This is a genomic window from Thiomonas sp. FB-6 (genome assembly GCF_000377645.1).
Lineage (GTDB): Bacteria > Pseudomonadota > Gammaproteobacteria > Burkholderiales > Burkholderiaceae_C > Thiomonas_A.
Map to the genome: position 1 here is coordinate 22,848 of NZ_KB898493.1, position 25,911 is coordinate 48,758.

General features: G+C 69.5%; 24 protein-coding genes, 1 tRNA gene and 2 pseudogenes. 11 read left to right on the plus strand and 16 right to left on the minus strand.

Going from position 1 to position 25,911, the window contains the following annotated elements; genetic code table 11:
- Positions 1 to 35 precede the first annotated feature (35 nt).
- The 14 genes from D466_RS0114620 to D466_RS0114685 form a co-directional block, all read right to left on the minus strand.
- Positions 36 to 698, minus strand: coding sequence for a phosphoribosylanthranilate isomerase (locus D466_RS0114620; RefSeq protein ID WP_018914455.1), 663 nt, complete (start codon positions 696 to 698; stop codon positions 36 to 38).
- 5 nt (positions 699 to 703) lie between these two features.
- Positions 704 to 1,495 (minus strand): tRNA pseudouridine(38-40) synthase TruA, encoded by a 792-nt coding sequence (gene truA, locus D466_RS0114625; protein WP_018914456.1) that lies wholly within the window; start codon positions 1,493 to 1,495, stop codon positions 704 to 706.
- A 28-nt stretch (positions 1,496 to 1,523) separates the two neighbouring features.
- Positions 1,524 to 3,902, minus strand: a complete 2,379-nt coding sequence (locus D466_RS21905; RefSeq protein ID WP_018914457.1) for a FimV/HubP family polar landmark protein — start codon at positions 3,900 to 3,902, stop codon at positions 1,524 to 1,526.
- 256 nt (positions 3,903 to 4,158) lie between these two features.
- Positions 4,159 to 5,265: an aspartate-semialdehyde dehydrogenase gene (gene asd / locus D466_RS0114635; protein WP_018914458.1), complete on the minus strand. Its 1,107-nt coding sequence runs from the start codon at positions 5,263 to 5,265 to the stop codon at positions 4,159 to 4,161.
- A gap of 59 nt (positions 5,266 to 5,324) precedes the next feature.
- A complete protein-coding gene (gene leuB, locus D466_RS0114640) occupies positions 5,325 to 6,419 on the minus strand; it encodes a 3-isopropylmalate dehydrogenase (protein ID WP_018914459.1) in 1,095 nt (364 codons plus the stop codon).
- Between the two features lie 34 nt (positions 6,420 to 6,453).
- On the minus strand, positions 6,454 to 7,101 hold the full coding sequence (gene leuD, locus D466_RS0114645; protein WP_018914460.1) for a 3-isopropylmalate dehydratase small subunit: 648 nt from the start codon (positions 7,099 to 7,101) through the stop codon (positions 6,454 to 6,456).
- Positions 7,102 to 7,144: 43 nt separating this feature from the next.
- The gene (gene leuC / locus D466_RS0114650) at positions 7,145 to 8,545 is read right to left on the minus strand and encodes a 3-isopropylmalate dehydratase large subunit (RefSeq protein ID WP_018914461.1); all 1,401 of its coding nucleotides are present in this window, start codon (positions 8,543 to 8,545) and stop codon (positions 7,145 to 7,147) included.
- Between the two features lie 134 nt (positions 8,546 to 8,679).
- Complete coding sequence (gene gltA, locus D466_RS0114655) at positions 8,680 to 9,993, minus strand: citrate synthase (RefSeq protein WP_018914462.1); 1,314 nt, start codon at positions 9,991 to 9,993, stop codon at positions 8,680 to 8,682.
- A gap of 50 nt (positions 9,994 to 10,043) precedes the next feature.
- Positions 10,044 to 10,328, minus strand: coding sequence for a succinate dehydrogenase assembly factor 2 (locus tag D466_RS0114660; protein ID WP_018914463.1), 285 nt, complete (start codon positions 10,326 to 10,328; stop codon positions 10,044 to 10,046).
- Positions 10,329 to 10,335: 7 nt separating this feature from the next.
- The gene (locus D466_RS0114665; protein ID WP_156004342.1) at positions 10,336 to 11,052 is read right to left on the minus strand and encodes a succinate dehydrogenase iron-sulfur subunit; all 717 of its coding nucleotides are present in this window, start codon (positions 11,050 to 11,052) and stop codon (positions 10,336 to 10,338) included.
- A 17-nt stretch (positions 11,053 to 11,069) separates the two neighbouring features.
- Positions 11,070 to 12,833: a succinate dehydrogenase flavoprotein subunit gene (gene sdhA / locus D466_RS0114670; protein WP_018914465.1), complete on the minus strand. Its 1,764-nt coding sequence runs from the start codon at positions 12,831 to 12,833 to the stop codon at positions 11,070 to 11,072.
- A gap of 3 nt (positions 12,834 to 12,836) precedes the next feature.
- Positions 12,837 to 13,202 (minus strand): succinate dehydrogenase, hydrophobic membrane anchor protein, encoded by a 366-nt coding sequence (gene sdhD, locus D466_RS0114675; RefSeq protein ID WP_026285313.1) that lies wholly within the window; start codon positions 13,200 to 13,202, stop codon positions 12,837 to 12,839.
- Between the two features lies 1 nt (position 13,203).
- A complete protein-coding gene (sdhC, locus tag D466_RS0114680) occupies positions 13,204 to 13,617 on the minus strand; it encodes a succinate dehydrogenase, cytochrome b556 subunit (protein ID WP_026285314.1) in 414 nt (137 codons plus the stop codon).
- Positions 13,618 to 13,703: 86 nt separating this feature from the next.
- Entirely contained in the window at positions 13,704 to 14,486 is a 783-nt protein-coding gene (locus D466_RS0114685) for a GntR family transcriptional regulator (RefSeq protein WP_026285315.1), read from the minus strand.
- A gap of 226 nt (positions 14,487 to 14,712) precedes the next feature.
- On the opposite strand from D466_RS0114685, the gene D466_RS0114690 reads away from it, so the two are divergent.
- From D466_RS0114690 to acnA, 3 genes are all read left to right on the plus strand, one after another.
- Positions 14,713 to 15,699, plus strand: coding sequence for a malate dehydrogenase (locus D466_RS0114690; RefSeq protein WP_018914469.1), 987 nt, complete (start codon positions 14,713 to 14,715; stop codon positions 15,697 to 15,699).
- A 223-nt stretch (positions 15,700 to 15,922) separates the two neighbouring features.
- Entirely contained in the window at positions 15,923 to 16,393 is a 471-nt protein-coding gene (locus tag D466_RS22915; RefSeq protein ID WP_156004338.1) for a hypothetical protein, read from the plus strand.
- Positions 16,394 to 16,594: 201 nt separating this feature from the next.
- A complete protein-coding gene (gene acnA / locus D466_RS0114700) occupies positions 16,595 to 19,336 on the plus strand; it encodes an aconitate hydratase AcnA (protein WP_018914471.1) in 2,742 nt (913 codons plus the stop codon).
- Positions 19,337 to 19,379: 43 nt separating this feature from the next.
- Here acnA and D466_RS0114705 read toward each other — a convergent pair whose 3' ends face one another.
- A complete protein-coding gene (locus tag D466_RS0114705; RefSeq protein ID WP_018914472.1) occupies positions 19,380 to 20,309 on the minus strand; it encodes an NAD(P)-dependent oxidoreductase in 930 nt (309 codons plus the stop codon).
- Positions 20,310 to 20,500: 191 nt separating this feature from the next.
- Here D466_RS0114705 and D466_RS0114710 point away from each other — a divergent pair, with 191 nt between their 5' ends.
- The 8 genes and pseudogenes from D466_RS0114710 to D466_RS23430 all read left to right on the plus strand — a co-directional run.
- Positions 20,501 to 20,923 (plus strand): rubrerythrin family protein, encoded by a 423-nt coding sequence (locus D466_RS0114710; protein ID WP_018914473.1) that lies wholly within the window; start codon positions 20,501 to 20,503, stop codon positions 20,921 to 20,923.
- 179 nt (positions 20,924 to 21,102) lie between these two features.
- Positions 21,103 to 22,452, plus strand: coding sequence for a (Fe-S)-binding protein (locus D466_RS0114715; protein ID WP_018914474.1), 1,350 nt, complete (start codon positions 21,103 to 21,105; stop codon positions 22,450 to 22,452).
- A 13-nt stretch (positions 22,453 to 22,465) separates the two neighbouring features.
- Positions 22,466 to 23,050 (plus strand): DUF3501 family protein, encoded by a 585-nt coding sequence (locus tag D466_RS21915; RefSeq protein ID WP_018914475.1) that lies wholly within the window; start codon positions 22,466 to 22,468, stop codon positions 23,048 to 23,050.
- Positions 23,051 to 23,072: 22 nt separating this feature from the next.
- A complete protein-coding gene (gene yaaA / locus D466_RS0114725; protein WP_018914476.1) occupies positions 23,073 to 23,843 on the plus strand; it encodes a peroxide stress protein YaaA in 771 nt (256 codons plus the stop codon).
- A 61-nt stretch (positions 23,844 to 23,904) separates the two neighbouring features.
- Positions 23,905 to 23,980 (plus strand) — tRNA-Ala (locus tag D466_RS0114730).
- Positions 23,981 to 24,257: 277 nt separating this feature from the next.
- Positions 24,258 to 24,551, plus strand: coding sequence for a DUF1778 domain-containing protein (locus D466_RS0114735; RefSeq protein WP_026285317.1), 294 nt, complete (start codon positions 24,258 to 24,260; stop codon positions 24,549 to 24,551).
- Entirely contained in the window at positions 24,548 to 25,048 is a 501-nt protein-coding gene (locus D466_RS0114740) for a GNAT family N-acetyltransferase (protein WP_026285318.1), read from the plus strand. Before D466_RS0114735 ends, D466_RS0114740 begins: the two co-directional genes overlap by 4 nt.
- A gap of 311 nt (positions 25,049 to 25,359) precedes the next feature.
- A pseudogene (locus D466_RS23430) lies at positions 25,360 to 25,607 on the plus strand (transposase); the annotation flags it as partial.
- Between the two features lie 42 nt (positions 25,608 to 25,649).
- On the opposite strand, the pseudogene D466_RS0114745 reads toward D466_RS23430, so the two are convergent.
- Positions 25,650 to 25,911 (minus strand): annotated as a pseudogene (locus tag D466_RS0114745) (IS3 family transposase); the annotation flags it as partial.

Consider the following 25,911-nt stretch of genomic DNA (forward strand, 5'->3'; position numbering starts at 1 on the left):
AAAGGGATTCGGCCGCCTGCCCGGCGCCGCCAGCCTCAGCGCCCCGCCGGGGGGGCCTTGTCGGCTTGCTGCGCCGCGGCATCGGCCGCGCGCACCGCGGCGACGAATTCTCGCATCGCCGCGGCATCCTTCACACCCTTGGCGGATTCGACGCCCGAGGAGACGTCAACCGCCCAGGGGCGCACCCGCAGGATCGCCTGCGCCACATTTGCGGCACGCAACCCACCAGACAAAACGATGGGACTGCCGACGTTTGTTGGAATGAGTGACCAATCGAAGACCTCTCCACCCCCGCCGAAACCTTCCACGAAGGCATCGAGCAGCAAGCCACGCGCATGCGCGTGCCGGACCTTCAAGTCTAGCAAATCCACCCCCGCGCGCATGCGCACGGCACGCAGGTAGGGGTGAGCGAAGGCCTCGCAGTCCTCGGCGCTCTCGTCGCCGTGGAATTGCAGCAGCGAAGGGCGCAGCGCGTCGATCACCTCACGCACCCGCTGCGGCTCGGCGCGCACGAACAGCGCCACCACGCCGACCAGCGGGGGCAGTTCGCGCACGATGTCCAGCGCCTGGCGCAGGCCGACGGCGCGCGGGCTCGGCGGGTAGAACACCAGGCCGATGGCATCGGCCCCGGCCCGCGCCGCCTCCACCGCGTCGCCGGGGCGGGTGATGCCGCAGATCTTGATGCGGGTTCGGTGCATGCTCGTCAGGCCAGCAGCCGGGGCAGCTCGCGCGGGGACTCGGGAATCTGCCATTGTGCCGCATAGGCGGGCCCGGCGAAATACAGCCCGTCGGGCATGAAGGTCGGCGCCGCCAGGCTGCGCTGCCGGGCCCGCAGCACCTGCCCGATCCACTGCGGATCGCGGCCCGCGCTGCCCACCGCGACCAGGCAGCCCATGATGTTGCGCACCATGTGGTGCAGGAAGGCGTTGGCGTGGAAGTCGAAACTCCAGGTGCGCCCGTCCGGGGCCAGTTCGATGTCGATCGCGTGCACCGTCTTGCAGGGGCTGCGCGCCTGGCAGGAACTGGCGCGGAAGGCACTGAAGTCGTGGCTGCCCAGCAGCTGCGCGGCGGCCTCGCGCATGGCTTGCGCGTCCAGCGCGTGGTGGGTCCAGCCCACCAGGCCGTGCAGCAGCGCCGGGCGCACCGGGTGCTGCACCAGCAGGTAGCGGTAGCGCCGCGACTGCGCGCTCTTCTGGGCGTGGAAATCCTCCCCTGGCTCGCGCGACCACAGCACGCTGATGTCCGCGGGCAGGAAGGTATTGAGCCCGCGCACCCAGGATTGGGCCGCGCGCCGTACCGGCGAGTCGAAGTGCACCACCTGCTGCAGCGCATGCACGCCGGCGTCGGTGCGGCCGGCGCACATCACGCGCACCGGCGCGCCGGTGAACTCGCGCAGCGCGTGCTCCAGGCGGTCCTGCACGGTGGCGCCGCCGGGCTGACTCTGCCAGCCCTGGTAGGCGCAGCCGCGGTAGCTCAGCCCAAGCGCGATGCGCATGCCCGCGCGGCGCTCCCGTGCACGGCCTTCAACCCAGCTGCGCGAGCAGCTTCTCGGCCGCCGCGCGCGTCTCGCCGTCGCTCTCGGCGATGATTTCGTGCAGCAGGTGGCGCGCCGTGTCCAGGTCGCCCATCGCCCGGCTTTCCTCGACCAGCGCCAGGCGCGTGTCCAGAGCCTGGGCCGGCTCGGCCGGCGCATGCTCGCTCACCGGGGGCAGCCCGAGGTCGAATTCCAGCGGCGCGGGCTCCGGCGCGGCCGTGGCCGCGGGCGCCGGGGCGGCGGCCTCGGCGGCGGGTGGCAGGGTCAGCGCCGACAGGTCGAAGTCCAGGCCCATGTCCTGCTCCGCCGGCTCGGCCGGCGCGGCGGCGGGCGGCGCGCCCGCGCCGCCCAGGTCGAGCGCCAGGTCCAGCGCGGAACCGGCACCGGCCGTCTCCTGGAGCGCGGACAGCGAGGGCAGGCCCGCCAGCAGTTCGGTCGGGGGCATCGTGGGCGCCGGCTCGGTCGTCACGGGCTGGCTGGCGTCGAAGTCCCCGCCGGTGATGGTGGTCATCGCCGAGCCCATCGCCGGCGGCTGCGTGTTGTGGTACAGCGGGTTGGCGGCGTCCAGGTTGCGCCCCAGTTCCTGCACCTTCTTCCATTCCTCGCCCTGGCCGTCGGTGCGCGTGAACAGCTCGGCCGCGGTCAGTTCGAAGGAGCGCGCGTCCTTGCGCTTGGCGTAGATCTCCAGCAGCTTGAGCCGGGCGGCGTTGCGGTCCGGATGGTTCTTCAGCGCCTCCTTCAGGATTTCCTCGGCCTGCAGGTCGCGCCCGTAGGCCAGGTACACGTCGGCCTCGGCCACCGGATCGACGTCCACGCTCTCGACCTGGCTGGGCGAGTACTGCATCGACGAGCCCAGGGTGCTGTTGTTGGTGTCCACGCGCTCGCCGCCGCTGGCACCGAAGAAACTGTCGGTGCCGCCCATGTGGCTGTCGAACACGGAGGCCTGGCCGCCTGCCGAGCCGCGGCGGCGCCGCAGCACCGCCCATCCGGCGAGCAGCACCCCCAGCAGCAGACCCGCCGGGGCCAGCAGCGGATTGGCCAGCAGGCCGCCGAACAGGCCCGGGCCGTGCGAGGCGGCGGGCGCCTCGTGCGGCTTGGCCGCCGGCTTCGCCTCGGGCTTGGCCGGCGCCGGCTTGGGCGGCGCCGACGCGGTGTGCAGCGGCGCGCTGGCCGCGGCCGACGCCGCCGCCGGTGCCGAGGCGCCGGCACGCGCCGCGCCGGAAGCCGCGGCGGCAAGCGGCGCGGAAGCGCCCGCGTGGGACGGCGCCGAGGCGGCCGCGGCAGCGGCCGACGCGTGCGGCGCGGCCTGCGGTGTCGAGGCCGCGGCGGCTCCCGGCTGCATGGCGCGCGCGGCCGCGCTGGCGCTGGCCGCCAGCTTGGCCAGCGCGGCCACGTCGGCCTTCGCTGCCGCCAGTTTCGCGGCCAGGGCCTCGGCCTGCTTTTGCGCGGCGATCCAGTTCGCCTCCGCGGTCTGCCCGGGCGCGGCCACGCCGGCCTGACTCAGGCGCAGTTGCGATTGCGGGCCCGATGCGCCGCTGCCTGGCTCCTGCACCCGCGCCTGCACCGTGCCGTGCATGCTGCGCGCGTTGTCGCCGGAGCGGGTCGGGCTGAGCCCGGCCAGACGCCTGCGGTAGGCCCCGAAGTCGCCGCTGTGCGCCACGATGATCTGGTGGGCCTGGCTGCTGCTGAGGGCCTGGGCCTGGCCGGCCGACGGCACCTTGAGCACGGCCCCGGCGCGAAGCCGGTTGATGTCGCCGTCGATGAAGGCGCCCTGGTTGGCGCTGTACATCGCCGCCAGCATCTGGTCCAGCGAGACCTCGCCGCCGGCGTAGGACCGCGCGATGGCGAACAGGGTATCGCCGCGCTGCACGGTGTAGCCCGAACGCGAACCCGCGGGCGGGGGCGCCGCCGGCAGCGTGCGCTGCACGGCGCGTGCCAGCGGGGCCGCGGCCTGCGGCACGATGGGCGCCACGCCGGGCTCGCGGAAGCCCGGGGGATCCAGCAGCAGGGTGTAGTTGCGGGTGAGCTGGCCATGGGCCCAGTCGGCGCGCAGCAGCAGGTCGACGAAGGGCTCGTGCACCGGACGCGTGCCGCTGAGATGCAGGTAGGAATGCCCGGACGCGTCCTGCCGCAGCAGCACGGTGGCACCCTGCAGCGCGTCGCTGTAGCTCAGGTGCTGCGCCTCGTACAGGGAATCCGGCGCGACCCCGACCCGCAGCGACTGCGCCTCGTCGGGGGTGATCTGGGTGATTTCGATGTTCGCGCTCAGCGGCTGGCCGAGCGTGGACAGCACCACCACGTGGCCGAGCCCGAAGGCCCCGGCCAGCGGTACGGCTCCCGGCAGTGCCGCCAGACAAGCCACACCCATTGCTTGACGCCATTTGGCCACGTTGCTTCCCCTGATCTGCATGGTTGCCCGGCTACGCGTGCGAATCCGCCCGCAGGCTCATCCATCGCTTCAATGCACGCCCCCATCCCCTTGATTGCAAACTGCGTTGCAGGGGTTTCGCATGCGATAGTAACCAATCGTCCCCCGGAAACCGGCAGGATTCAGCATTCCGCCCCGGCTCGGCGTGGCGCGCGCGCAAACCGGCGGCCTCCGGGGACCGCCGCAGCCATGCTGCTCAAGCCTGCAAAAGAATGCGCAACATGCGCCGCAATGGTTCCGCTGCCCCCCACAACAACTGGTCGCCCACGGTGAAGGCGCTCAGGTACTCCGGGCCCATGGCCATCTTGCGCAGGCGCCCGACCGGGATTCCCAGCGTGCCGGTAACCGCAACCGGGGTGAGCTCGCGCATGCTGGCTTCGCGGGTATTCGGAACCACCTTCACCCAGTCGTTGTCCGCGGCGATCATCGCCTCGATCTCGGTCAACGGCACGTCGCGGCGCAACTTGAAGCTCAGCGCCTGGCTGTGGCAGCGCATGGCGCCTACGCGCACGCACAGGCCGTCCACCGGCACCGGATGGGCGTGGCCCAGGATCTTGTTGGTCTCGGCGCCGCCCTTCCATTCCTCGCGCGACATGCCGTTGCCCAGATCCTTGTCGATCCAGGGGATCAGGCTGCCGCCCAGCGGCACCTCGAAATGGCGCGTGTCGGCCGCCGGCAGCGCGCGCTGGGCCTCGATCACCCCGCGGTCGATGTCCAGGATCGCCGAGGCCGGGTCGTCCAGCAGCGGGCGTACCGCCGCGTTCAGGGTGCCGAACTGGGTGAGCAGTTCGCGCATGTGCTGTGCGCCGCCGCCGGAGGCGGCCTGGTAGGTCATCGAGCTCATCCACTCGACCAGGCCGGCCTTGAACAGCGCGCCCACGCCCATGAGCATGCAGCTGACCGTGCAGTTGCCGCCGATCCAGTTGCGCCCGCCGCGCGCCAGCGCGGCGTCGATCACCGGCCGGTTCACCGGGTCCAGCACGATCACCGCGTCGTCGCGCATGCGCAAGGTGGAGGCGGCGTCGATCCAGTGTCCCTTCCAGCCGCTGGCGCGCAGCGGCTCGAACACCGCGCTGGTGTAGTCGCCGCCCTGCGCGGTCAGCACGATGTCGCAGGCGCGCAGCGCCTCCAGGTCGGAGGCGTCGTGCAGCGCCGAGCCGTCGGGGGCCTTGCCGCCGGCGTTGCTGGTCGAGAAGTACACCGCCTCGATCAGCTCGAAATCGCCCTCGGCGCGCATGCGCTGCATGAGCACCGACCCCACCATGCCTCGCCAGCCCACCAGGCCGACCCGCTGCTTCGCCATGTTCGTGATGTCCTTGGATTCCAGGGGATAGGGATTCGTCGCGCCGGCCCGCCCGCGGCTCAGCCCAGCGCCGCCACCACCGCGTCGCCCATGGCCTCGGTGCCCACGCTGGGCTGGCCGGGCTCGGCGATGTCGGCCGTGCGAAGGCCCTGGCGCAGCACGTCGCGCACCGCCTTTTCCACGCGCTGCGCGGCCTCGGGCTGGCCGAGGGAGTAGCGCAGCATCATCGCCGCGCTGAGGATGGTGGCCAGCGGGTTGGCCAGGCCGCGCCCGGCGATGTCGGGCGCCGAGCCGTGCGAGGGTTCGTACAGGCCGCGTCCCTGCTCGTTCAGCGAAGCCGACGGCAGCATGCCGATGGAGCCGGTGAGCATCGCCGCCTCGTCGGACAGGATGTCGCCGAACATGTTGCCGGTGACCACCACGTCGAACTTCTTGGGCGCGCGCACCAGTTGCATGGCCGCGTTGTCCACGTACATGTGCTCCAGCTCGATGTCCGGGTATTGCGCGTGCACCTCGGTGACCACGTCCTTCCAGAACTGGAAGGTCTCCAGCACGTTGGCCTTGTCCACGCTGGTCACGCGTCCGGCATGCCCGGCCGCCTTGCGGGTGCGCGCGGCCTGGAAGGCGACGTGGGCGATGCGCTCGATCTCCGGGCGGCTGTAGCGCATGGTGTCGAAGGCCTCGGGCTGGCCTGCGAAGGCGCCGTCGGGGGCGTCGCGCCTGCCGCGCGGCTGGCCGAAATAGATGTCGCCGGTGAGTTCGCGCACGATGAGGATGTCCAGCCCCGACACGACCTCGGGCTTGAGCGACGAGGCCTGCGCGAGTTCGGGATAGAGGATGGCCGGGCGCAGGTTGGCGAATAGGCCCAGCTTCTTGCGCAGCCCCAGGATGGCCTGCTCCGGACGCAGCGCGCGCTCGAGGCGGTCGAAGCGCGGGTCGCCGACGGCGCCGAACAGCACCGCGTCGGCGCCTTGCGCCAGCGCCAGCGTGGCCGGCGGCAGCGGGTGCCCGTGGCGCTCGTAGGCGGTGCCGCCCACGTCGGCGAACTCGAACTCCAGCTTCAGGCCGTCGTCGCGCAGGCGCTGCAGCACGCGCATCGCCTGCGCGACGATTTCGGGGCCGATGCCGTCACCCGGCAGGACTGCGATGTTCATGCGATTCGACTTTCGGGAGGAAGGGCTGCGGGATTCAGAGAATGCGGTGCGCCAGCCAGGGCATGCGCGCGATGCGCTCGGCCTCGAAGGCGCGCACCTTGTCGGCCTTGCGCAGGGTCAGCCCGATCTCGTCGAGGCCGCCCACCAGGCAGTGCTTGCGGAATTCGGTGATCTCGAAGGGCAGTTCGCTGCCGTCGGGCTTGACCACGCGCTGGCGCGGCAGGTCGACGGTCAGGGCATAGCCGGGGAAGGCCGCCACCTCGTCGAACATGCGGGCCACCTCGTGCTCGGGCAGCACGATGGGAAGCAGTCCGGTCTTGTAGCAGTTGTTGAAGAAGATGTCCGCGAAGGACGAGCCGATCAGCGCGCGCACGCCCCACTGCTCGATCGCCCAGGGCGCGTGCTCGCGCGAGGAACCGCAGCCGAAATTCTTGCGTGCCAGCATGATGCTGGCGCCCTGGTAGCGGGGCTGGTTGAGCACGAAATCGGGGTTCGGCCTGCGCGAGGCGGGATCCTGGCCCGGCTCGCCGTGGTCCAGATAGCGCCACTCGTCGAACAGGTTGGGGCCGAAGCCGGTGCGCCGGATGGACTTGAGGAACTGCTTGGGGATGATCGCGTCGGTGTCGACGTTCTCGCGGTCGATGGGCACGACCACGCCCTGGTGCACGGTGAAGGCTTGCATGGAAATCGGCTTCCTGGTTGGCTATTGGCCCGGGCAGCGCGGCTCAGGCCCCTCGCACGTCGACGAAATGGCCGGCCACCGCGGCAGCCGCGGCCATCGCCGGGCTGAGCAGGTGCGTGCGTCCGCCCTGCCCCTGGCGCCCCTCGAAATTGCGGTTCGAGGTGGACGCGCAGCGCTCGCCCGGCTCCAGCCGGTCGGCGTTCATCGCCAGGCACATGGAACAGCCCGGTTCGCGCCATTCGAAGCCGGCGGCCGTGAAGATCTTGTCCAGCCCCTCGCGCTCGGCCTGCGCCTTGACCAGGCCGGAGCCGGGCACCGCCAGCGCCAGGCGCACGTTCGGCGCGATGCGCTTGCCGGCCAGCACCTTGGCCGCCTCGCGCAGGTCCTCGATGCGCGAGTTGGTGCACGAGCCGATGAACACCTTGTCGATGCGGATGTCGGCGATCGGCTTGCCGGGTTGCAGCTTCATGTATTCCAGCGCGCGCTCCATCGCCGCGCGCTTGACCGGATCGGGCTGCTTTTCCGGATCCGGCACGCGCTCGTCGATGGCCACGACCATCTCCGGCGAGGTGCCCCAGGTGACCTGCGGGCGCAGCGCGGAGGCGTCCAGGTCCACGCGCAGGTCGAAGCGGGCATCCGGGTCCGAGTGCAGGCCGCGCCAGTAGCGCACCGCCTGTTCCCACTCGACGCCGTCGGGCGCGAAGGGCCGGCCCTGGATGTAGCGCAGCGTGGTCTCGTCCACGGCCACGAGGCCGGCGCGCGCGCCGGCCTCGATGGCCATGTTGCACAGGGTCATGCGTCCTTCCATGCTCAGCGCGCGCACGGCCGGGCCCGCGAACTCGATGGTGCAGCCGGTGCCGCCGGCGGTACCGATGCGCCCGATCACGGCCAGCGCCAGGTCCTTCGCGGTGCAACCCGCCCCCAGTCTGCCGTCGACCCAGACCAGCATGTTCTTCATCTTGCGCGCCAGCAGGGTCTGCGTGGCCAGCACATGCTCGACCTCGCTGGTGCCGATGCCGAAGGCCAGCGCGCCGAAGGCGCCGTGGGTGCTGGTGTGCGAGTCGCCGCACACCACGGTCATGCCCGGCAGGGTCGCGCCCTGCTCGGGGCCGATCACGTGCACGATGCCCTGGCGCCGGTCGTTCATCTTGAACTGGGTGATGCCCTGCGCGTCGCAATTGCGGTCGAGGGTGTCGACCTGCAGGCGCGACACCGGATCGGCGATGCCCTCGGCGCGGTGGGTGGTGGGCACGTTGTGGTCCGACACGGCCAGGTTGGCGCTGATGCGCCACACCTTGCGCCCGGCCAGCTCCAGGCCCTCGAAGGCCTGCGGGCTGGTCACCTCGTGCACCAGGTGGCGGTCGATGTAGAGCAGCGCGGTGCCGTCGGAATCGACGTCCACCACGTGCTCGTCCCAGAGTTTGTCGTAAAGCGTGCGTGCCATCGCGGTCGGGCCGGCTTGCGGCGCAGGAGAAACGAAAAGGGTCCGCCGCGCTGCGTTGCGCGGGCAGGACCCTCGATTTTAGCGGGGTTGCCGCCGTGCCAGGGCCGAGCCGGCGCGGCGGCGCGGGGCCTCGATTACCCGCGCTGCGCCAGCGGCAGCACCGTGCGAGCCTCGGAGCCGGTGAACAACTGGCGCGGACGCCCGATCTTGTACTCCGGATCGGAGATCATCTCGTTGAGCTGCGCGATCCAGCCCACGGTGCGCGCCAGCGCGAAGATCGCGGTGAACAGCGACACCGGCACGCCGATGGCCTTCTGCACGATGCCCGAGTAGAAATCCACGTTCGGGTAGAGCTTGCGCTGGATGAAGTAGTCGTCCTCGAGGGCGATCTTCTCCAGGGTCATGGCGAGCTTGAACAGCGGGTCGTCGTGCAGGCCCAGCGCGTCCAGCACCTCGTGGCAGGTCTCGCGCATCAGCTTGGCGCGCGGGTCGTAGTTCTTGTAGACGCGATGGCCGAAACCCATCAGGCGCACCGAGGAGTTCTTGTCCTTGACCTTCTCGATGAACTCGCCGATCTTCGCCACCCCGCCGTTGGCCTGGATGTCGTAGAGCATGTTCAGGCAGGCCTCGTTGGCGCCGCCGTGCGCCGGGCCCCACAGGCAGGCCACGCCGGCCGCGATCGCCGCGAAGGGGTTGGTGCCGCTGGAAGCGCACAGGCGCACGGTCGAGGTGGAGGCGTTCTGCTCGTGGTCGGCGTGCAGGATGAAGATGCGGTCCAGCGCGCGCTCGATCACCGGGTTGGGCACGTAGTCCTCGCAAGGCGTGGCCCACATCATGCGCATGAAGTTTCCCGCGTAGCTCAGGTTGTTCTGCGGGTACATGTAAGGCTGGCCCATGTTGTACTTGTAGGCCATGGCCACCAGCGTGGGCATCTTGGCGATCAGTCGGATCGCCGAGATGTCGCGCTGCGCCTCGTCGTGCAGGTTGATCGAGTCGGGGTAGAAGGCCGACATGGCGCCCACCAGCCCGGTCAGCACGGCCATCGGATGCGCGTCGCGGCGGAAGCCGCGCAGGAAGAACTGCATCTGCTCGTTGACCATCGTGTGCTGCGTCACGCGGCGCACGAAGTCGGTCTTCTGCTGGGCGTCGGGCAGCTCGCCGTACAGGATCAGGTAGCAGGTCTCCATGTGGTCGCACTGGACCGCCAGCTGCTCGATCGGGTAGCCGCGGTACAGCAGCTCGCCCTTGTCGCCGTCGATGTAGGTGATGGCGGAATTGCACGAGGCGGTCGACAGGAAGCCGGGGTCGTAGGTGAACTTGCCGGTCTGGCCGTACAGCTTGCGGATGTCGATCACGTCCGGACCGACCGAGCCCTTGTAGATCGGCAGCTCGATGCTGGGCGCGCCGTCGGAGAAGGACAGCGTGGCTTTGACGTCGGAAGGCTTCATGGGGGGCTCCGGAGGTTGGGGATGACGGCCGCGCTTCGTCGCGACGCGGCTCAGTCGCGCAGCATGTCGAGCAGGCCCAGGCGCTGCGCCGCCTGCGCCTGCGCCGGCGGCTCGATGTGCCCGAGCAGCAGCGCCAGCAGCGTGTTGTCGTCAAGATCGAGCAACTCACCCAGCGCCGCTGTCTGCGCGGGGTCCAGCGACTCGCCGTGACGGGCGAAAAAACGCGTGAACAGCAGATCGTTCTCCAGCAGCCCGCGGCGCGCGCGCCAGCGCAGCCTGCGCAGCGCGGCGGCGTGCTCCTCGGGAATTCCCGGGCTGCCGGAGGGTTCGGTCATGTCGGACTCAGACCGCGCGCCGCAGCAGCATGTCCTTGATGTTGCCGATGGCCCGTGTCGGGTTGAGCTCCTTCGGGCACACGTCGACGCAGTTCATGATGGTGTGGCAGCGGAACAGGCGGTACGGATCCTCGAGATCGTCCAGGCGCGCCCCGGTGGCCTCGTCGCGGCTGTCGGCGATGAAGCGGTAGGCCTGCAGCAGCCCGGCCGGGCCGACGAACTTGTCCGGGTTCCACCAGAAGCTCGGGCAGGAAGTGGAGCAGCTGGCGCACAGGATGCACTCGTACAGCCCGTCGAGCACCTCGCGCTGCTCGGGGCTTTGCAGGCGCTCCTTCTCGGGCGCCGGCGTGTCGTTGATCAGGTACGGCTTGACCGAGTGGTACTGCTTGAAGAACTGGGTCATGTCGACGATCAGGTCGCGGATCACCGGCAGCCCGGGCAGCGGCTTGAGCACCACCGGCTCCTTCAGCGTGAGCAGGTTGGTGGTGCAGGTCAGGCCGTTCTTGCCGTTGATGTTCATGCCGTCGGATCCGCACACCCCTTCGCGGCAGGAGCGACGGAAGGCCAGGGTCTCGTCGACGTCGGCCTTGATGCGCATCAGCGCGTCGAGCAGCATCTTGTCGTTGTGCTGCAGCTCGACCTCGTAGTCCTGCATGTACGGCCGGGCATCGCGGTCCGGGTCGTAGCGGTAGATCGAAAACTTCATCTTGCGGGTCATCGGGATCTCCGTGTGCGCGAGCGTCAGAACGTGCGTGCCTTGGGCTTGAAGGTTTCCACGGTCAACGGCTTCAACTGCACCTCGCGGTAGGCCAGGCGGTTGGCGTCGCGGAACCACAGCGTGTGCTTGAGCCAGTTGGCGTCGTCGCGCTCCTGGAAGTCGCGGTGGGAATGCGCACCGCGGCTTTCCTTGCGCGCCTCGGCGGACACGATGGTGGCCTTGGCCGTCTCGATCAGGTTCTCCACCTCCAGCGCCTCGACGCGCGCGGTGTTGAACACCTTCGACTTGTCCTTCAGGTGGATGCGCTGCACGCGCTGCTCGATCTGCGCGATCTGTTCCACGCCCTCCTTGAGCAGGTCGGACGTGCGGAACACGCCGCAGTGCTTCTGCATGCTGGCGCGGATCGAGTTGGCCACGTCCTGGATGGGCTCGCCGTCGCTCGAGGACTCCAGGCGCGCCAGGCGCGAAAGCGGCTGCTCGGCGCAATCGGCCGGCAGATCCTTGTGCGAGCCGCGCACGCGCTCGCTGTCGACGATGTAGCGTCCGGCGGAACGGCCGAACACCACCAGGTCGAGCAGCGAGTTGGTGCCCAGGCGGTTGGCGCCGTGCACGCTGACGCAGGAGCACTCGCCGATGGCGTACAGGCCCTGCACCACCTGCTCGCTGCCGTCGGCGCCCACCGTGAGCACCTGGCTGTGGATGTTGGTCGGGATGCCGCCCATCTGATAGTGGATGGTGGGCACCACGGGGATCGGCTCCTTGGTGCAGTCCACGTTGGCGAACTTGCGCGCGATCTCGGCGATCGAGGGCAGGCGCTTGTGGATGGTCTCGGCGCCAAGGTGGTCGAGCTTGAGCAGCACGTAGTCCTTGTGCGGGCCCGCGCCGCGGCCTTCCTTGATCTCCTGGTCCATCGAGCGCGAGACGAAGTCGCGCGGCGCCAGGTCCTTGTAGGTGGGCGCGTAGCGCTCCATGAAGCGCTCGCCGTTGGCGTTGAGCAGGATGCCGCCCTCGCCGCGCACGCCCTCGGTGATCAGCACCCCGGCGCCGGCCACCCCGGTGGGGTGGAACTGCCAGAACTCCATGTCCTGCAGCGGGATGCCCGCGCGCGCGGCCATGCCGATGCCGTCGCCGGTGTTGATGTAGGCATTGGTGGACGCGGCGAAGATTCGCCCGGCCCCGCCGGTGGCCAGCACCGTGGACTTGGCGCGCAGCACGCTGACCTCGCCGGTTTCCATTTCCATGGCCACCACGCCCAGCACCTCGCCGTCGGCGTCGCGGATCAGGTCCAGCGCCATCCACTCGACGAAGAAGTGGGTGCGCGCGGCGACGTTCTGCTGGTACAGCGTGTGCAGCAGCGCGTGCCCGGTGCGGTCGGCGGCGGCGCAGGCGCGCTGCACGGCCTTCTCGCCCAGGTTGGCGGTGTGGCCGCCGAAGGGGCGCTGGTAGATGGTGCCGTCCGGGTTGCGGTCGAAGGGCATGCCCATGTGTTCCAGCTCGTACACGGCGCTGGGCGCCTCGCGGCACATGAACTCGATGGCGTCCTGGTCACCCAGGTAGTCCGAACCCTTGACGGTGTCGAACATGTGCCAGTACCAGTTGTCCTCGCTCATGTTGCCCAGCGAGGCGGAAATGCCGCCTTGCGCGGCCACGGTGTGCGAACGCGTCGGGAACACCTTGGACAGCACGGCCACGTCCAGCCCGGCGCGCGCCAGCTGCAGCGCGCAGCGCAGCCCGGAGCCCCCGGCACCGACCACGACGACGTCGAATTTGCGTTGGTTCAGTTGCACGGCTCAAACCCTCCACAGAACCTGCACGGCGCCACCGACGCAGGCGAGCAGCCACATGATGGTCAGCACCTGCAGGCTCAGGCGCAACCCGACGGGCTTGACGTAATCCATCCAGATGTCGCGCATGCCCACCCACACGTGGTAGAGCACCGCGAGCAGGGCCACCAGCGTGAACAGCTTGGTCGCCTGGTTGGCGAACAAGGCCTGCCAGCGGGCGTAGTCGAGCTGGCCCGGCCAGAACACGACCACCAGCATGAACACGGTGTACAGCGCCATGACCACGGCGGTGACGCGCTGGGCCAGCCAGTCGCGCATGCCGTAGTGAGCGCCCACTACCAGGCGATGGGATCCGTAATCGGTTGCGGCCATGTCAGGCTCCCGAGAAGACGTGGATGGCGAACAGCAGCGTGGCCAGCAGCGAGACCACCAGCACGCTCACGGCGCTGCGGCGTCCGGCCTGCTTGCTCAGCATGCGCGGGCAGATGTCCGAGCCGAGGTGGCGGATGCCGGCGCAGAAGTGATGGGCCAGGCCCCAGAACAGCACCACGGCCACCAGCTTCATGGGCCAGGAGCCGAGCACCGAGGCGACCTCGGCGAAACCCTGCGGCGAACGCAGGCTCAGGCCGAAGGCCCACAGCACCACGGGCAGCAGCAGGAACATCAGCGCGCCGCTGATGCGGTGCAGGATCGACACGATGGCCGCGAGCGGCATGCGGTATCGGAGGAGGTCGCCGAGTCCGATGTTGCGGAACTCGGGTCTTGTGGTCTTGGGAACGGTTGGCATGGTCTCGGCCTCGCTTCGGGTTATGACGCGAGTTTATGGCTTGAATGCGACATCGGCAGCGCGCGCGATGGCACCGGCGCCTTCGCTCAGCTCAGTTCGTTGCGGTAATAGTGGTGCGTGGTGGCATACAGGCCGCGGCGCAGCTCGACCGGCTGATCACCGTAGCTGAAAGCCAGGCGCTCCACCGACAGCAGGGCCTGGCCCACCGGCACGCGCAACAGCTCGGCTTCCTGCGCCGAGGCGTTGACGGCCCGGATCTTCTCCTCGGCGCGCACCATCCGCGTGCCGAACTCGGATTCGAACATGGCGTACAGGGGACCGCGGTTGCGCTCCAGGCGCTCGGCGGTGAGCCCGCGGAAGGTGCCGGCGGGCAGGTAGATGTCCTCGTACACCACCGGCTCGCCGGCGATGCGCAGGATGCGCCGGACCTCCAGCACCATGTCGCCGGCGCGGATTCCCAGCGCGCGCACCACGTCGGACGGAGCGCGTACGCGGTGGCACTCCAGGAACTCGCGCTCCATGCGCAGGCCCTGCGCGGTCTCGGTATCGGGCACCAGGCGCAGGAAGCGGAACTTCACCTGTGCCTCGTGGTGCGTGGACACGAAGGTGCCGCGCCCCTGGCGGCGGATCAGCAGGTTCTCCGCGGCGAGCTCGTCGATGGCCTTGCGCACCGTGCCCTGGCTGACCCCGAAGCGCGCGGCCAGCTCGGCCTCGCTGGGGATCAGGTCCCCCGGCTTCCATTCCCCCTCCTGCAGCGCGCGGGTGATCAGCGCCTTGATCTGCTGGTACAGCGGGCTGAACACCGGCGCCGCCGAGGCGGCACCGGGCGCGCTGGACGGAGCTGGGACGGACGTAGCCATGCGCTGCATTGCAGCACAGCGGGGCCGAACTGTCCAGTATGTCCTAATAGATGTCTTATATAAGACATAAGTGCGTTGACGCGGGCCCTTGCCGACGCCTACACTGCGCCCTGCAATGCACCATCGGGGCCCCGCGCGCGTTCGATCCGCGCGCCGGCTCCGAACTCAGTTCCGGCTCCGGCCCGCGCACCCTCGGGCCGGCTCGGCTTCCCAACGGCCTCATTCGGAGTTCCCCATGTCCAAAGCCCCCATGCGCGTAGCCGTAACCGGCGCCGCCGGCCAGATCGGCTACGCCCTGCTGTTCCGCATCGCCTCCGGCGAAATGCTCGGCAAGGATCAGCCGGTGATTCTGCAGCTCCTGGAGATTCCCGACGAAAAGGCCCAGAAGGCGCTCAAAGGCGTGATGATGGAGCTGGATGACTGCGCGTTCCCGCTGCTCGCCGGCATGACCGGGCATTCCGACCCGAACACCGCATTCAAGGACATCGACTGCGCGCTGCTGGTCGGCGCGCGTCCCCGCGGCCCCGGCATGGAGCGCCGCGACCTGCTGTCGGCCAATGCGCAGATCTTCACCGCGCAGGGCAAGGCCCTCAACGCGGTGGCCAGGCGCGACGTGCGCGTGCTGGTGGTCGGCAATCCGGCCAACACCAATGCCTACATCGCGATGAAGTCGGCCCCGGATCTGCCCAAGGGCAACTTCACCGCCATGCTGCGCCTGGACCACAACCGCGGCCTGTCCCAGCTGGCCACCAAGATGGGCAAGCCGGTGTCGTCGATCGAGAAATTCTGCGTCTGGGGCAACCACTCGCCGACCATGTACGCCGACTGGCGCTTCGCCACCGTCGACGGCAAGCCGGTGAAGGACATCATCGGCGACGAGGACTGGAACCGCAACGCCTTCCTGCCCACCGTGGGCAAGCGCGGCGCGGCCGTCATCGAGGCGCGCGGCCTGAGCTCGGCGGCCTCGGCGGCCAACGCGGCCATCGACCACATGCACGACTGGGTGCTGGGCAGCAACGGGCGCTGGGTGACCATGGGCATTCCCTCGGACGGCTCCTACGGCATCCCCGAGGAGACCATGTTCGGCGTGCCGGTGATCTGCGAGGGCGGCCAGTACCAGCGCGTGCAGGGCCTGCCCATCGACGCCTTCTCGCAAAGCTGCCTGGACAAGACCCTGGCGGAGCTGCAGGACGAGAAGGACGGGGTCAAGCACCTGCTCTGAGCCCGGCACCAGCGCAAGCGCATCGACGCGGGACCATGACGGAATCGTTGCTCCGGCGCCAAGTCGTGGCGCAAAATCCTCACGACTTGCGCGCGAGGGTACGAGGCGACGCCGGGCGGGGTATACACTCGCCGGCACCCCTCAAGGTCCCTGCCGCCCTGGCCTACGCGGTGATGCATGCATCGACGGCCGGCGGCGCCCATCGCTGCGGAGCCCGTTGATCATGAACCCGTCCCCATCCCTGTGTCGTCCGGCCCGCCTGCTGGGGCCGGCCTGCATCGGCCTGTGCGCCGCCTTCGGCCTGTCGGCCGCGCATGCCGCGCCGCCTGTCGCCACGAAGGCGCCGGCCGCGATCGCCGCCACCGTCACCCCGCCGTCCCCGCCGGTTCCGGTGGGCGACCCGCTGCCCAGCTACAAGATGAAGGAAGGCCGCATGATCTGCGGCGACCGCCTGCGCATGGACGTGCACGTCGAGGGCAGGAACGACCACGCCATCGACCTGACCTGGAAGGGCCGCCACTACCTGCTGCTGCGCAAACCCACGACCACCGGCGCCTACCACTTCGACGACCAGAAGGCGGGCCTGGTGATGATCCAGATCCCGGCGAAAAGCATGTTGTTCGACAAGAAGGACATGATGCGCCTGGCCGACGACTGCAACCCCATCGCCACGAAGGTCGTGGCCGCCCAGTAAGGGCCGCCGTCCGCGTCTCGCGGCGGTTGCCTGTCCGATGTACCGACCGATGACCGCCGCCGCTTCACCCCTGCCAGCATGCCTGCCGATCCGGGTGGGCTGCGCCCGTGCGCGCGCGGCGCAGCCCCCGGCCGAGGCGCGCGCGCCGCGCCCGGCCCCTTTTGCGAACACCCCCCCCTGACCCCCCTCACGGAGCCTGCCATGGCCAATGCGAAACGTTCCTCCAAGAGCGCCGCCGCCCACCCCTTCGCGTCCACTTGCAAGAGCTTCAGCACGGCAAGCGGAAAAACCGGCAAGTACTACTCCCTGCCCGCGCTGGGCAAGCAGCTCGGCATCGACCTGTCGCGCCTGCCGGTGTCCATCCGCATCGTGCTCGAGTCGGTGCTGCGCAACTGCGACGGCAAGCGCGTCGAGGCCTCTCACGTGCAGCAACTGGCTTCGTGGAAGCCCAACGAGGCGCGCACCGCCGAGATCCCCTTCGTGCTGGCCCGCGTAGTGCTGCAGGACTTCACCGGCGTGCCGCTGCTGGCCGACCTGGCCGCGATGCGCACGGTGGCCGGCCAGATGGGGCGCAACCCCAAGGCCATCGAGCCGCTGGTACCGGTGGACCTGGTGGTCGACCACTCGGTGATGATCGACAACTACGGCAACAAGAAGGCGCTGGACCTGAACATGCAGCTGGAATTCCAGCGCAACCAGGAGCGCTACCAGTTCATGAAGTGGGGCATGCAGGCCTTCGACACCTTCGGCGTCGTGCCCCCCGGCTTCGGCATCGTGCACCAGATCAACCTCGAGTACCTGGCGCGCGGCGTGCACAAGTCCAGGGACGGCGTGTACTACCCGGACACCCTGGTGGGCACCGACAGCCACACCACGATGATCAACGGCGTCGGCGTGGTCGGCTGGGGCGTGGGCGGCATCGAGGCCGAGGCCGGCATGCTGGGCCAGCCGGTGTACTTCCTCACCCCGGACGTGGTGGGCGTGGAACTCAAGGGCCAGCTGCGCGGCGGCGTCACCGCCACCGACCTGGTGCTCACCGTCACCGAGATGCTGCGCAAGGCCAAGGTGGTGGGCAAGTTCGTCGAGTTCTTCGGCGAAGGCACCGCGTCCCTGAGCGTTCCCGACCGCGCCACCATCGCCAACATGGCCCCGGAATACGGCGCCACGATGGGCTTCTTCCCGGTGGACGACAAGACCATCGACTACTTCCGCGGCACCGGGCGCAGCAAGTCCGAGATCGAGGCCCTGCAGGCCTACTTCAAGGCGCAGAAGCTGTACGGCGTGCCCCGCAGCGGCGACATCGACTACTCGGCCACGCTGAGCCTGGACCTGTCCACCGTGGCGCCCTCGCTGGCCGGCCCGCGCCGTCCGCAGGACCGCATCGAGCTGGGCCAGGTGAAGCAGCGCTTCGGCGATCTGTTCTCGACCAGCATGGACCAGGGCGGCTTCAGCCAGCCGGCCGAGCGCCTGAAGCGCAGCTTCACCACCTCCGAGGGCATCGAGCTGCACGACGGCGACGTGCTGATCGCCGCCATCACCTCCTGCACCAACACCTCCAACCCCAGCGTGCTGCTGGCCGCCGGCCTGCTGGCCAAGAAGGCCGTGGCCGCCGGGCTGAAGGTGAAGAAACACGTGAAGACCTCGCTGGCCCCGGGATCGCGCGTGGTCACCGAGTACCTCGAGCGCGCCAAGCTGCTGCCCGACCTGGAGAAGCTGGGCTTCTACGTGTCCGGCTACGGCTGCACCACCTGCATCGGCAACGCCGGCCCGCTGGCCCCCGACATCGAGGCCGCCATCACCTCCAACGACCTGGTGTGCGCCGCGGTGCTGTCGGGCAACCGCAACTTCGAGGCCCGCATCCACCCGAACCTCAAGGCCAACTTCCTGGCCTCGCCGCCGCTGGTGGTCGCCTATGCGATCGCCGGCAACGTGCAGCGCGACCTGATGACCGAGCCGGTGGGCTACGGCAAGGGCGGCAAGCCCGTGTACCTGGGCGACATCTGGCCGAGCACCGAGGAAGTGCAGGCCCTGCTCAAGGTGGCGCTGGACCCGAAGGCCTACAAGGCCAACTACGAGCAGGTGGCCGCCAAGCCCGGCAAGCTGTGGCAGCGAGTGGACGGCGCCAAGGGCCAGGTCTACGACTGGCCGCAGAGCACCTACATCGCGCGCCCGCCCTTCTTCGACGACTTCGCGATGACGCCTCAGGGCGGCGCCTCCGCGGTGCGCGGCGCGCGCGCGCTGGCGCTGTTCGGCGACTCGATCACCACCGACCACATCTCCCCGGCCGGCTCCATCAAGGAGAACTCGCCCGCGGGCAAGTGGCTGCTGGACAACGGCGTGGCCAAGGCCGATTTCAACTCCTACGGCTCGCGCCGCGGCAACCACGAGGTCATGATGCGGGGCACCTTCGCCAACGTGCGCATCAAGAACCTGATGATCCCGGCCAAGGCGGACGGTTCGCGCGAGGAAGGCGGCGTGACCGTGTTCCAGCCCTCCGGCGAGAAGATGTTCATCTACGACGCGGCCATGCGCTACATGGCCGAAGGCACGCCGCTGGTGATCTTCGCCGGCGAGGAATACGGCACCGGCTCCAGCCGCGACTGGGCCGCCAAGGGCACGCAGCTGCTGGGCGTGAAGGCCGTGGTGGCGCGCAGCTTCGAGCGCATCCACCGCTCCAACCTGATCGGCATGGGCGTGCTGCCGCTGCAGTTCCTCGGCGACGACTCCTGGCAGAGCCTGGGCATCCGCGGCGACGAGAGCTTCGAGGTGCTGGTGGGCGAGGACATCAAGCCCCAGCAGGACGCGGTGCTGGTGATCCGCCGTGCCGGCCAGCCCGACCAGAAGGTCAAGCTGCGCCTGCGCATCGACACCCCGATCGAGGTGGACTACTACCGCCACGGGGGCATCCTGCCCTTCGTGCTGCGCGAACTGCTGGCGGCCTGAGCCCCGGCACCGCGGCCGCCCGGGCGCCGGGCGGCCGCGGGTTTCAGTCCGAGGCGCCGTGCGGCGCCTCGCCGCTCTCCAGCACCCGCAGCAGGGAACTGGTGTCGTCGCGCCCCCAGCCCGCCCGCACCAGCGCCCGCAACTGGGCGTGCACCAGGCGCAGCGCAGGCAGTTCGAGCCCGGCGTCGTCGGCCGCCTGCTCCAGCAGGCCGAAATCCTTCTCGTGCAGCCGCGCCTGGATGCCGGCGGCGAAATCCCGCGCGGCCATCTTCGGGCCCATCAGATCCAGCATGCGGCTGCCGGCGAAGCCCGCCCCCAGCGCCTGCAGCACCCGCTCCAGCGGGGCCCCCTCGGCGGCGGCCAGGCGCATGGCCTCGGCGATGCCCTGGATATTCACCACCTGCACCAGCTGGTTGCACAGCTTGGCCACCTGCCCGCTGCCCGGCGGACCGATGTAGGTGACCGTGGGTCCATGCAGGCGCAGCAGGGGCAGCGCCCGCTCGAAGTCCGGCGGCGTGCCGCCGGCCATGATCGACAGAGTGCCCTCGCGCGCCCCGCGCTCGCCGCCCGACACCGGCGCGTCCACGAAACCCACTGCGCGCGAGGCCAGTTGCGCCGCGATGCGCCGCGCCCCCTGGGGCGCGATGGTGCTGTGGTCGATGCACAGCAGCCCCGGCCGCGCACCGTGCACGGCGCCCTGCGCGCCCAGCAGCACCTGCTCCACGTCCTCGGTGGAGGTCACGTTGCTCACCAGCACCTGCGCACCGGCGGCCAGTTCCGCGGGGCTGCCCGCCAGCGCGATGCCGGCCTGCCCGGCGCGCCTGGCGGTCTCGGCGCCGCGCGCCCACGCGGCCAGTTCGTGGCCGGCCTCGCGCAGGCGCAGGGCCATCGGCCAGCCCATGGCGCCCAGGCCGATGAAGCCGATGCGCAGCGAAGCCCCGGCGCCCTGGGGGGATTGCGGACTGTCTTGCATGGTGGCGGTGCTCGCGTGCGGGGCGTGCGGCGGCGGCCGCCCGGACGGCGCGCACGCATAGATTCAGGCTATGGGCGGCATTGACAGGCTGCATTAGACACCGCGACGCAGCCCGGCCTACAGTTGGCCGAGCCCTGCCGGGCGGTGCCCCGCGGGACGCGACCCCTTTCCCACGACACCAGGAGACGGCGATGACTGCGCTCAAAGGCTCGAAGACCGAGCAGAACCTGAAGGACGCCTTCGCGGGCGAATCGATGGCCAACCGGCGCTATCTGTACTTCGCGAACAAGGCCGACATCGAGGGACAGAACGACGTCGCCGCGCTGTTCCGCTCCACCGCCGAGGGGGAGACCGGCCATGCCCACGGCCACCTCGAGTTCCTCGAGGCCGTGGGCGATCCCGCCACCGGCCTGCCCATCGGAGCCACGCGCGACAACCTGAAGGCCGCGGTGGCCGGCGAGACCCACGAGTACACCGACATGTACCCCGGCATGGCCAAGACCGCGCGCGACGAGGGCTTCGACGAGATCGCCGACTGGTTCTCCACGCTGGCCAAGGCCGAGCGTTCCCACGCCAACCGCTACCAGAAGGCCCTGGACGTCCTGGCCGACTGAGAAGGCGTGAGCGAATCCCGCGGGGCCCCGCCCGGTCCCGTGGACCGGGGGCGCCGCGGTGCCGCGCAGCAGGGCCTGGCCGGCCCGGCGTGCGCGGGCTTCGTGCACGGCGCGCGCCCTGCCCCCGATTTGCATCGCGCGCGCCGCGGCCGGCGGCTCGCGCCAGCGAGGCAGGCACCATGAGCACGCGCGAAGGCAATCTCGAGGCCCCCACCCGCCATCCGCTGGACTGGCGCAGCGAGGAATTCCACGACGAGGCCAAGTGCCTGAGCGAACTCGAGCGGGTGTTCGAGATCTGCCACGGCTGCCGCCGCTGCGTGTCGCTGTGCCAATCCTTTCCGACCTTGTTCGACCTGATCGACGAGGGCGGCACCGGCGAGCTGGACGCCGTGGACAAGGCCGATTACTGGAAGGTCGTCGACCAGTGCTACATCTGCGACCTGTGCTACATGACCAAGTGCCCCTACGTGCCGCCCCACCCGTGGAACGTGGATTTCCCGCACACCATGCTGCGCGCCAAGGCGATCCAGTTCCGGCAGGGCAAGGTGCCGCTGGCCAGCCGCGCGCTCGCCGCCACCGACATGCACGGCAAGCTGGCCGGCATTCCCATCGTCGTGCAGACGGTCAACGCCGTGAACCGGCAGCCCGCCGCGCGCGCGGTGCTGGAAAAGACCCTGGGCGTGGACCGCAATGCCTGGCTGCCCGAACTGGCCGAGCGCACGCTGCGCCGCAGCGCGCCGCCCTCCGGCGTGGAACATCCGGTGGACGGAGAGCGCGCCCCCGGGCGCGTGGCGCTGTTCTCCACCTGCTACATCAACTACAACGAGCCGGGCATCGGGCTGGACCTGCTCAAGGTGCTGGAGCACAACGGCATCGCCTACGAACTGGTGCGCAAGGACCGCTGCTGCGGCATGCCCCAGCTCGAACTGGGCGACCTGCAGGGCGTGGAGCGGGCCATGCACGCCAACATCCCCCAGTTGCTGCGCTACGCTCGCGAAGGATGGGCCATCCTCGCCGGCGTGCCCTCGTGCACCCTGATGTTCAAGCAGGAACTGCCGCTGATGTTCCCCGACGACGCCGAGGTGCTGGCCGTGCGCGACGCCATGTGGGACCCCTTCGAATACCTGATGGCGCGCCACCGCGACGGCCTGCTGAAGACCGATTTCCAGCATTCGCTGGGGCGCGTGGCCTACCAGATCCCCTGCCACGGGCGGGTGCAGAAGATCGGGCGCAAGACCGAGGAGATGTTCCGCCTGGTGGGCAAGAGCACCCAGCTGGAATTCACCACCATCGAGCGCTGCTCCGGGCACGCCGGCACCTACGGCGTGAAAAAGGCCCACCACGCCGACGCCATGAAGATCGGCAAGCCCGTGTTCAAGGCCATGGCCGCCGCGCAGCCCGACTACATCGGCTCGGACTGCCCGCTGGGCGGGCACCACATCGCCCAGGGGGTGGCCGAACTCGGCGGCGACGCGCAACCCCGGCTGGCGCACCCGCTGACCCTGCTGCGCATGGCCTACGGACTCTGACCAGGAAACCCCGATGAAACCCACCCCCGAGAGCCTGCTCGGCCTGGAGGCCTACGCGCGCGAGCGCACCCGGCTGCGCGCCGAGATCATTCCCCACCGCAAGATCCGCTCGCTTCGGCTGGGCGAGCACCTGAACCTGCAGTTCGAGGACGAGCGCACCATCCGCTACCAGATCCAGGAGATGCTGCGCATCGAGAAGATCTTCGAGCCCCAGGGCATCCAGGACGAGATCGACGCCTACGCGCCGCTGATCCCCGACGGCGCCAACTGGAAAGCCACGATGCTGCTGGAATATCCCGAGCCCGCGCAGCGCAGGCGCGAACTGGCACGGCTGGTGGGCATCGAGCAGCACCTGTACGTCGACGTGCAGGGCTGCGCGCGCACGCCGGCCGTGGCCGACGAGGACCTGGAGCGCGCCACCGCCGACAAGACCTCCTCGGTGCACTTCCTGCGTTTCGAGTTCAGCCCCGAGGCCATCGAGGCCATGCGCGCGGGCGCCCCCGTGCACGTGGGCTGCGACCATCCCCACTACACTGCCCGCCAGGCCCTGAGCGGCCCCACCCGCGAGGCGCTGCTGCGCGACTTCGCCCTCCACTGATCCGCCACCCGAGGTCCTCTCGATGCTGCTGGCCCTGTCACCGGCCAAGACCCTGGACATGGACAGCGCGACGCCGCCGCTGCCCACCACCCTGCCCCGCTTCATCCCCGATTCGGCGCGCCTGATCGCCATCCTGCGCGAGCTGTCGCCGGCGCAGCTGGGCTCGCTGATGGGCATCTCCGACAAACTGGCCGTGCTCAACGCCCAGCGCTACGCCGCCTGGTCGGAGCGCTTCGACGGGGACAACAGCCGCCCCGCCATCCTCGCCTTCGCCGGCGACGTCTACGCCGGGCTCGACGCCCCCCACCTGAAACCCGCGCAGCTGCGCTGGGCGCAAGACCATGTGGTCATGCTCAGCGGCCTGTACGGCGTGCTGCGCCCGCTGGACCTGATGCAGGCCTACCGGCTGGAAATGGGCACGCGCCTGGCCAACCCGGCGGGGCGCGACCTGTACGCCTTCTGGGGCGCGCGCATCGCGCAGGCGCTGCACGAACAACTGGCCTCGCACCGCAGCAAGGTGCTGCTGAACCTGGCCTCCGCGGAGTACTTCCGCGCCGTCGACACCGCCGCGCTGGGCTACCCCGTGGTCGACGTGGTGTTCCAGGAAGGCGACGCCGCGGGCTGGCGCGTGATCGGCGTGCACGCCAAGCGCGCGCGCGGCCTCATGACCCGCTGGATCATCGAGCACCACGCCGACCGCCCCGAGGCCATCACCGGCTTCGACACCGAGGGCTACGCCTACGCGCCCGAGGCCTCCAGCGAGACGCGCCGGGTGTTCCGGCGCCGGCGCTGAGCGCGCCTGCCGGCGGGGGCTTTCGCGCCTCGCCGGGCTTGTTGTATGATCTCGCTTCTGCGGGGGGGTAGCTCAGCTGGGAGAGCGTCGCGTTCGCAATGCGAAGGTCGGGAGTTCGATCCTCCTCCTCTCCACCACCGATCTGCAAAGCCAGGCCTCGTGCCTGTCACTTGAAGCATTGGATTGCACTGTGTGCAATCCTCAAGTTCATTGCACAGGTGCAAGCCTTACGTTCAACAGCCCCGTCAGGGGCTGTTTTTCTTTGGGGCACGCCGGCGATCGCTGTTCATTGAAAGAACAGCGCCTCCATGTCCTGAATCGCTTGGAGCGTGGGTGCAGTCGCTTGGCGCAACTGGATGCCGTTCGTCCATTGTACTAACATTGCGGCAATTGATCTAACAAACAGGTGCTGCCATGACTGCTGTTGCATCGTCGCCCTCCGCAAGGTCCGCCCGCCTCGGGTTGCGCGCCACCCCCGAACAGGAGGTGGTGTTGCGTCGCGCCGCCGAGGTCGCTCACAAGTCACTGACCGACTTCATCCTCGACAGCGCCTGCCTGGCCGCCGAGCAAACTCTGCTGGATCAGCGCCTGTTCATGGTCGCCGGCAGTCAGTACCAGGCTTTGATGGATCTGCTGGATCGCCCCGAACAGGCCAACGAGGGTTTGCGTGATCTGTTTGCCCGCAGGGCGCCCTGGGACACGAAGTGACGTTGCGCGCGCCGGAGCCACTGGCTGCGCGGCATCGGCTGGAAGGCTTTGATTGCGGGAAGCCCGCGCTCACCGACTGGCTGCTGCGCCACGCTCGGCAAGCCCAAGGCAGCGGCTCGGCCAAGACCTTCGTGGTTGCAGAGGATGATGGCCGTGTGGTGGGCTATTTCAGCTTGACCGTCGGCCAGGTCGACACCCTGGAAGCGCCTGAGCGCATCCGAAAAGGGATGGGCCAATACCCGGTGCCGGTGGTGATCCTGGCAAGGCTGGCCGTGTCGCGGCAAGATCAAGGGCGGGGCATTGGCTTCGGTCTGCTACAGGATGCCATCCGGCGGACGATGCTGATTGCCGAGCAGGCTGGCATCCGGGCAATGTTGACCCATCCCATCGATGATGACGCGGCGCGGTTCTACACCCGTTTCGGGTTCATCGCGTCACCGCTGCGTGAGCAGCAACTGCTGCTGCTTGTGAAGGACGCCCGTCGCTGGGTACGTTGAACCATCAGCACCGAATCACTGCCCACTTTCACCAAGCCAGCCCGTCAGCGCTGGGAATCCATCCCCGCCGACATCCGCCAGCGGCTGCTGTCCAAGGTCTGGTGCGGCCAGTGTCGTCACGAAACGACCATCACCAAGTTCACCGGCACCAGCAGCGAGTACCTGCGCGAACGGATCCGCCGCGATCAGGACCGCTTGCAGTTGCGCAGTCTGCTGCTGGCGGGCGCATCGTCAGCTCCCACGGCGCCGGTGAATCGACCCTGATTCCGTAGACACATGCGAGCCTTCTACGATGAACGTCAGGAGGCATCATGACCAGTGGCAAGCGGTACACGGAGGAGTTCAAGGTCGAGGCGGTCAAGCAGGTGACCGAGCGCGGTTATGCGGTGGCGGAGGCGGCGGCGCGTCTGGGGGTTCGGCGTGGAGCCTGCACCGTTGGACTAAGGAGTACAGCCGTCCGGCTGGCGAGCGCCAGGAGGCGCAGGAGCAATCGGCCGAGATTCGGCGCCCGCAGGCCGAACTGCGACGCGTGACGGAGGAGCGCGATATCCTAAAAAAGGCCGCTGCGTACCGGCGCGCGTCAAGGTAGTTGTCGCCTCGGTTATGCAGCTTGGTTCTGAGTATGCTGATCCGCGACGGCCTGGTTGACCACGGTGTCGCGCTCGGGGTTGAGCGTGACGGGGCCGACGGGCGCCCAGTTTCGGGTGGTGGTCGACCAGCGCGCAGGGTGACGCCGCCGAGCCTCGAGGTAGAGGTTGTGGCGCGCGGCCAGGATGGTCTGATCCTCGCCAGCATGGCGCTGCGCCGGGCTGACGTAGCGGATGCCGCTGTGGCGGTGGTCGTGGTTGTACCAATGCACGAAG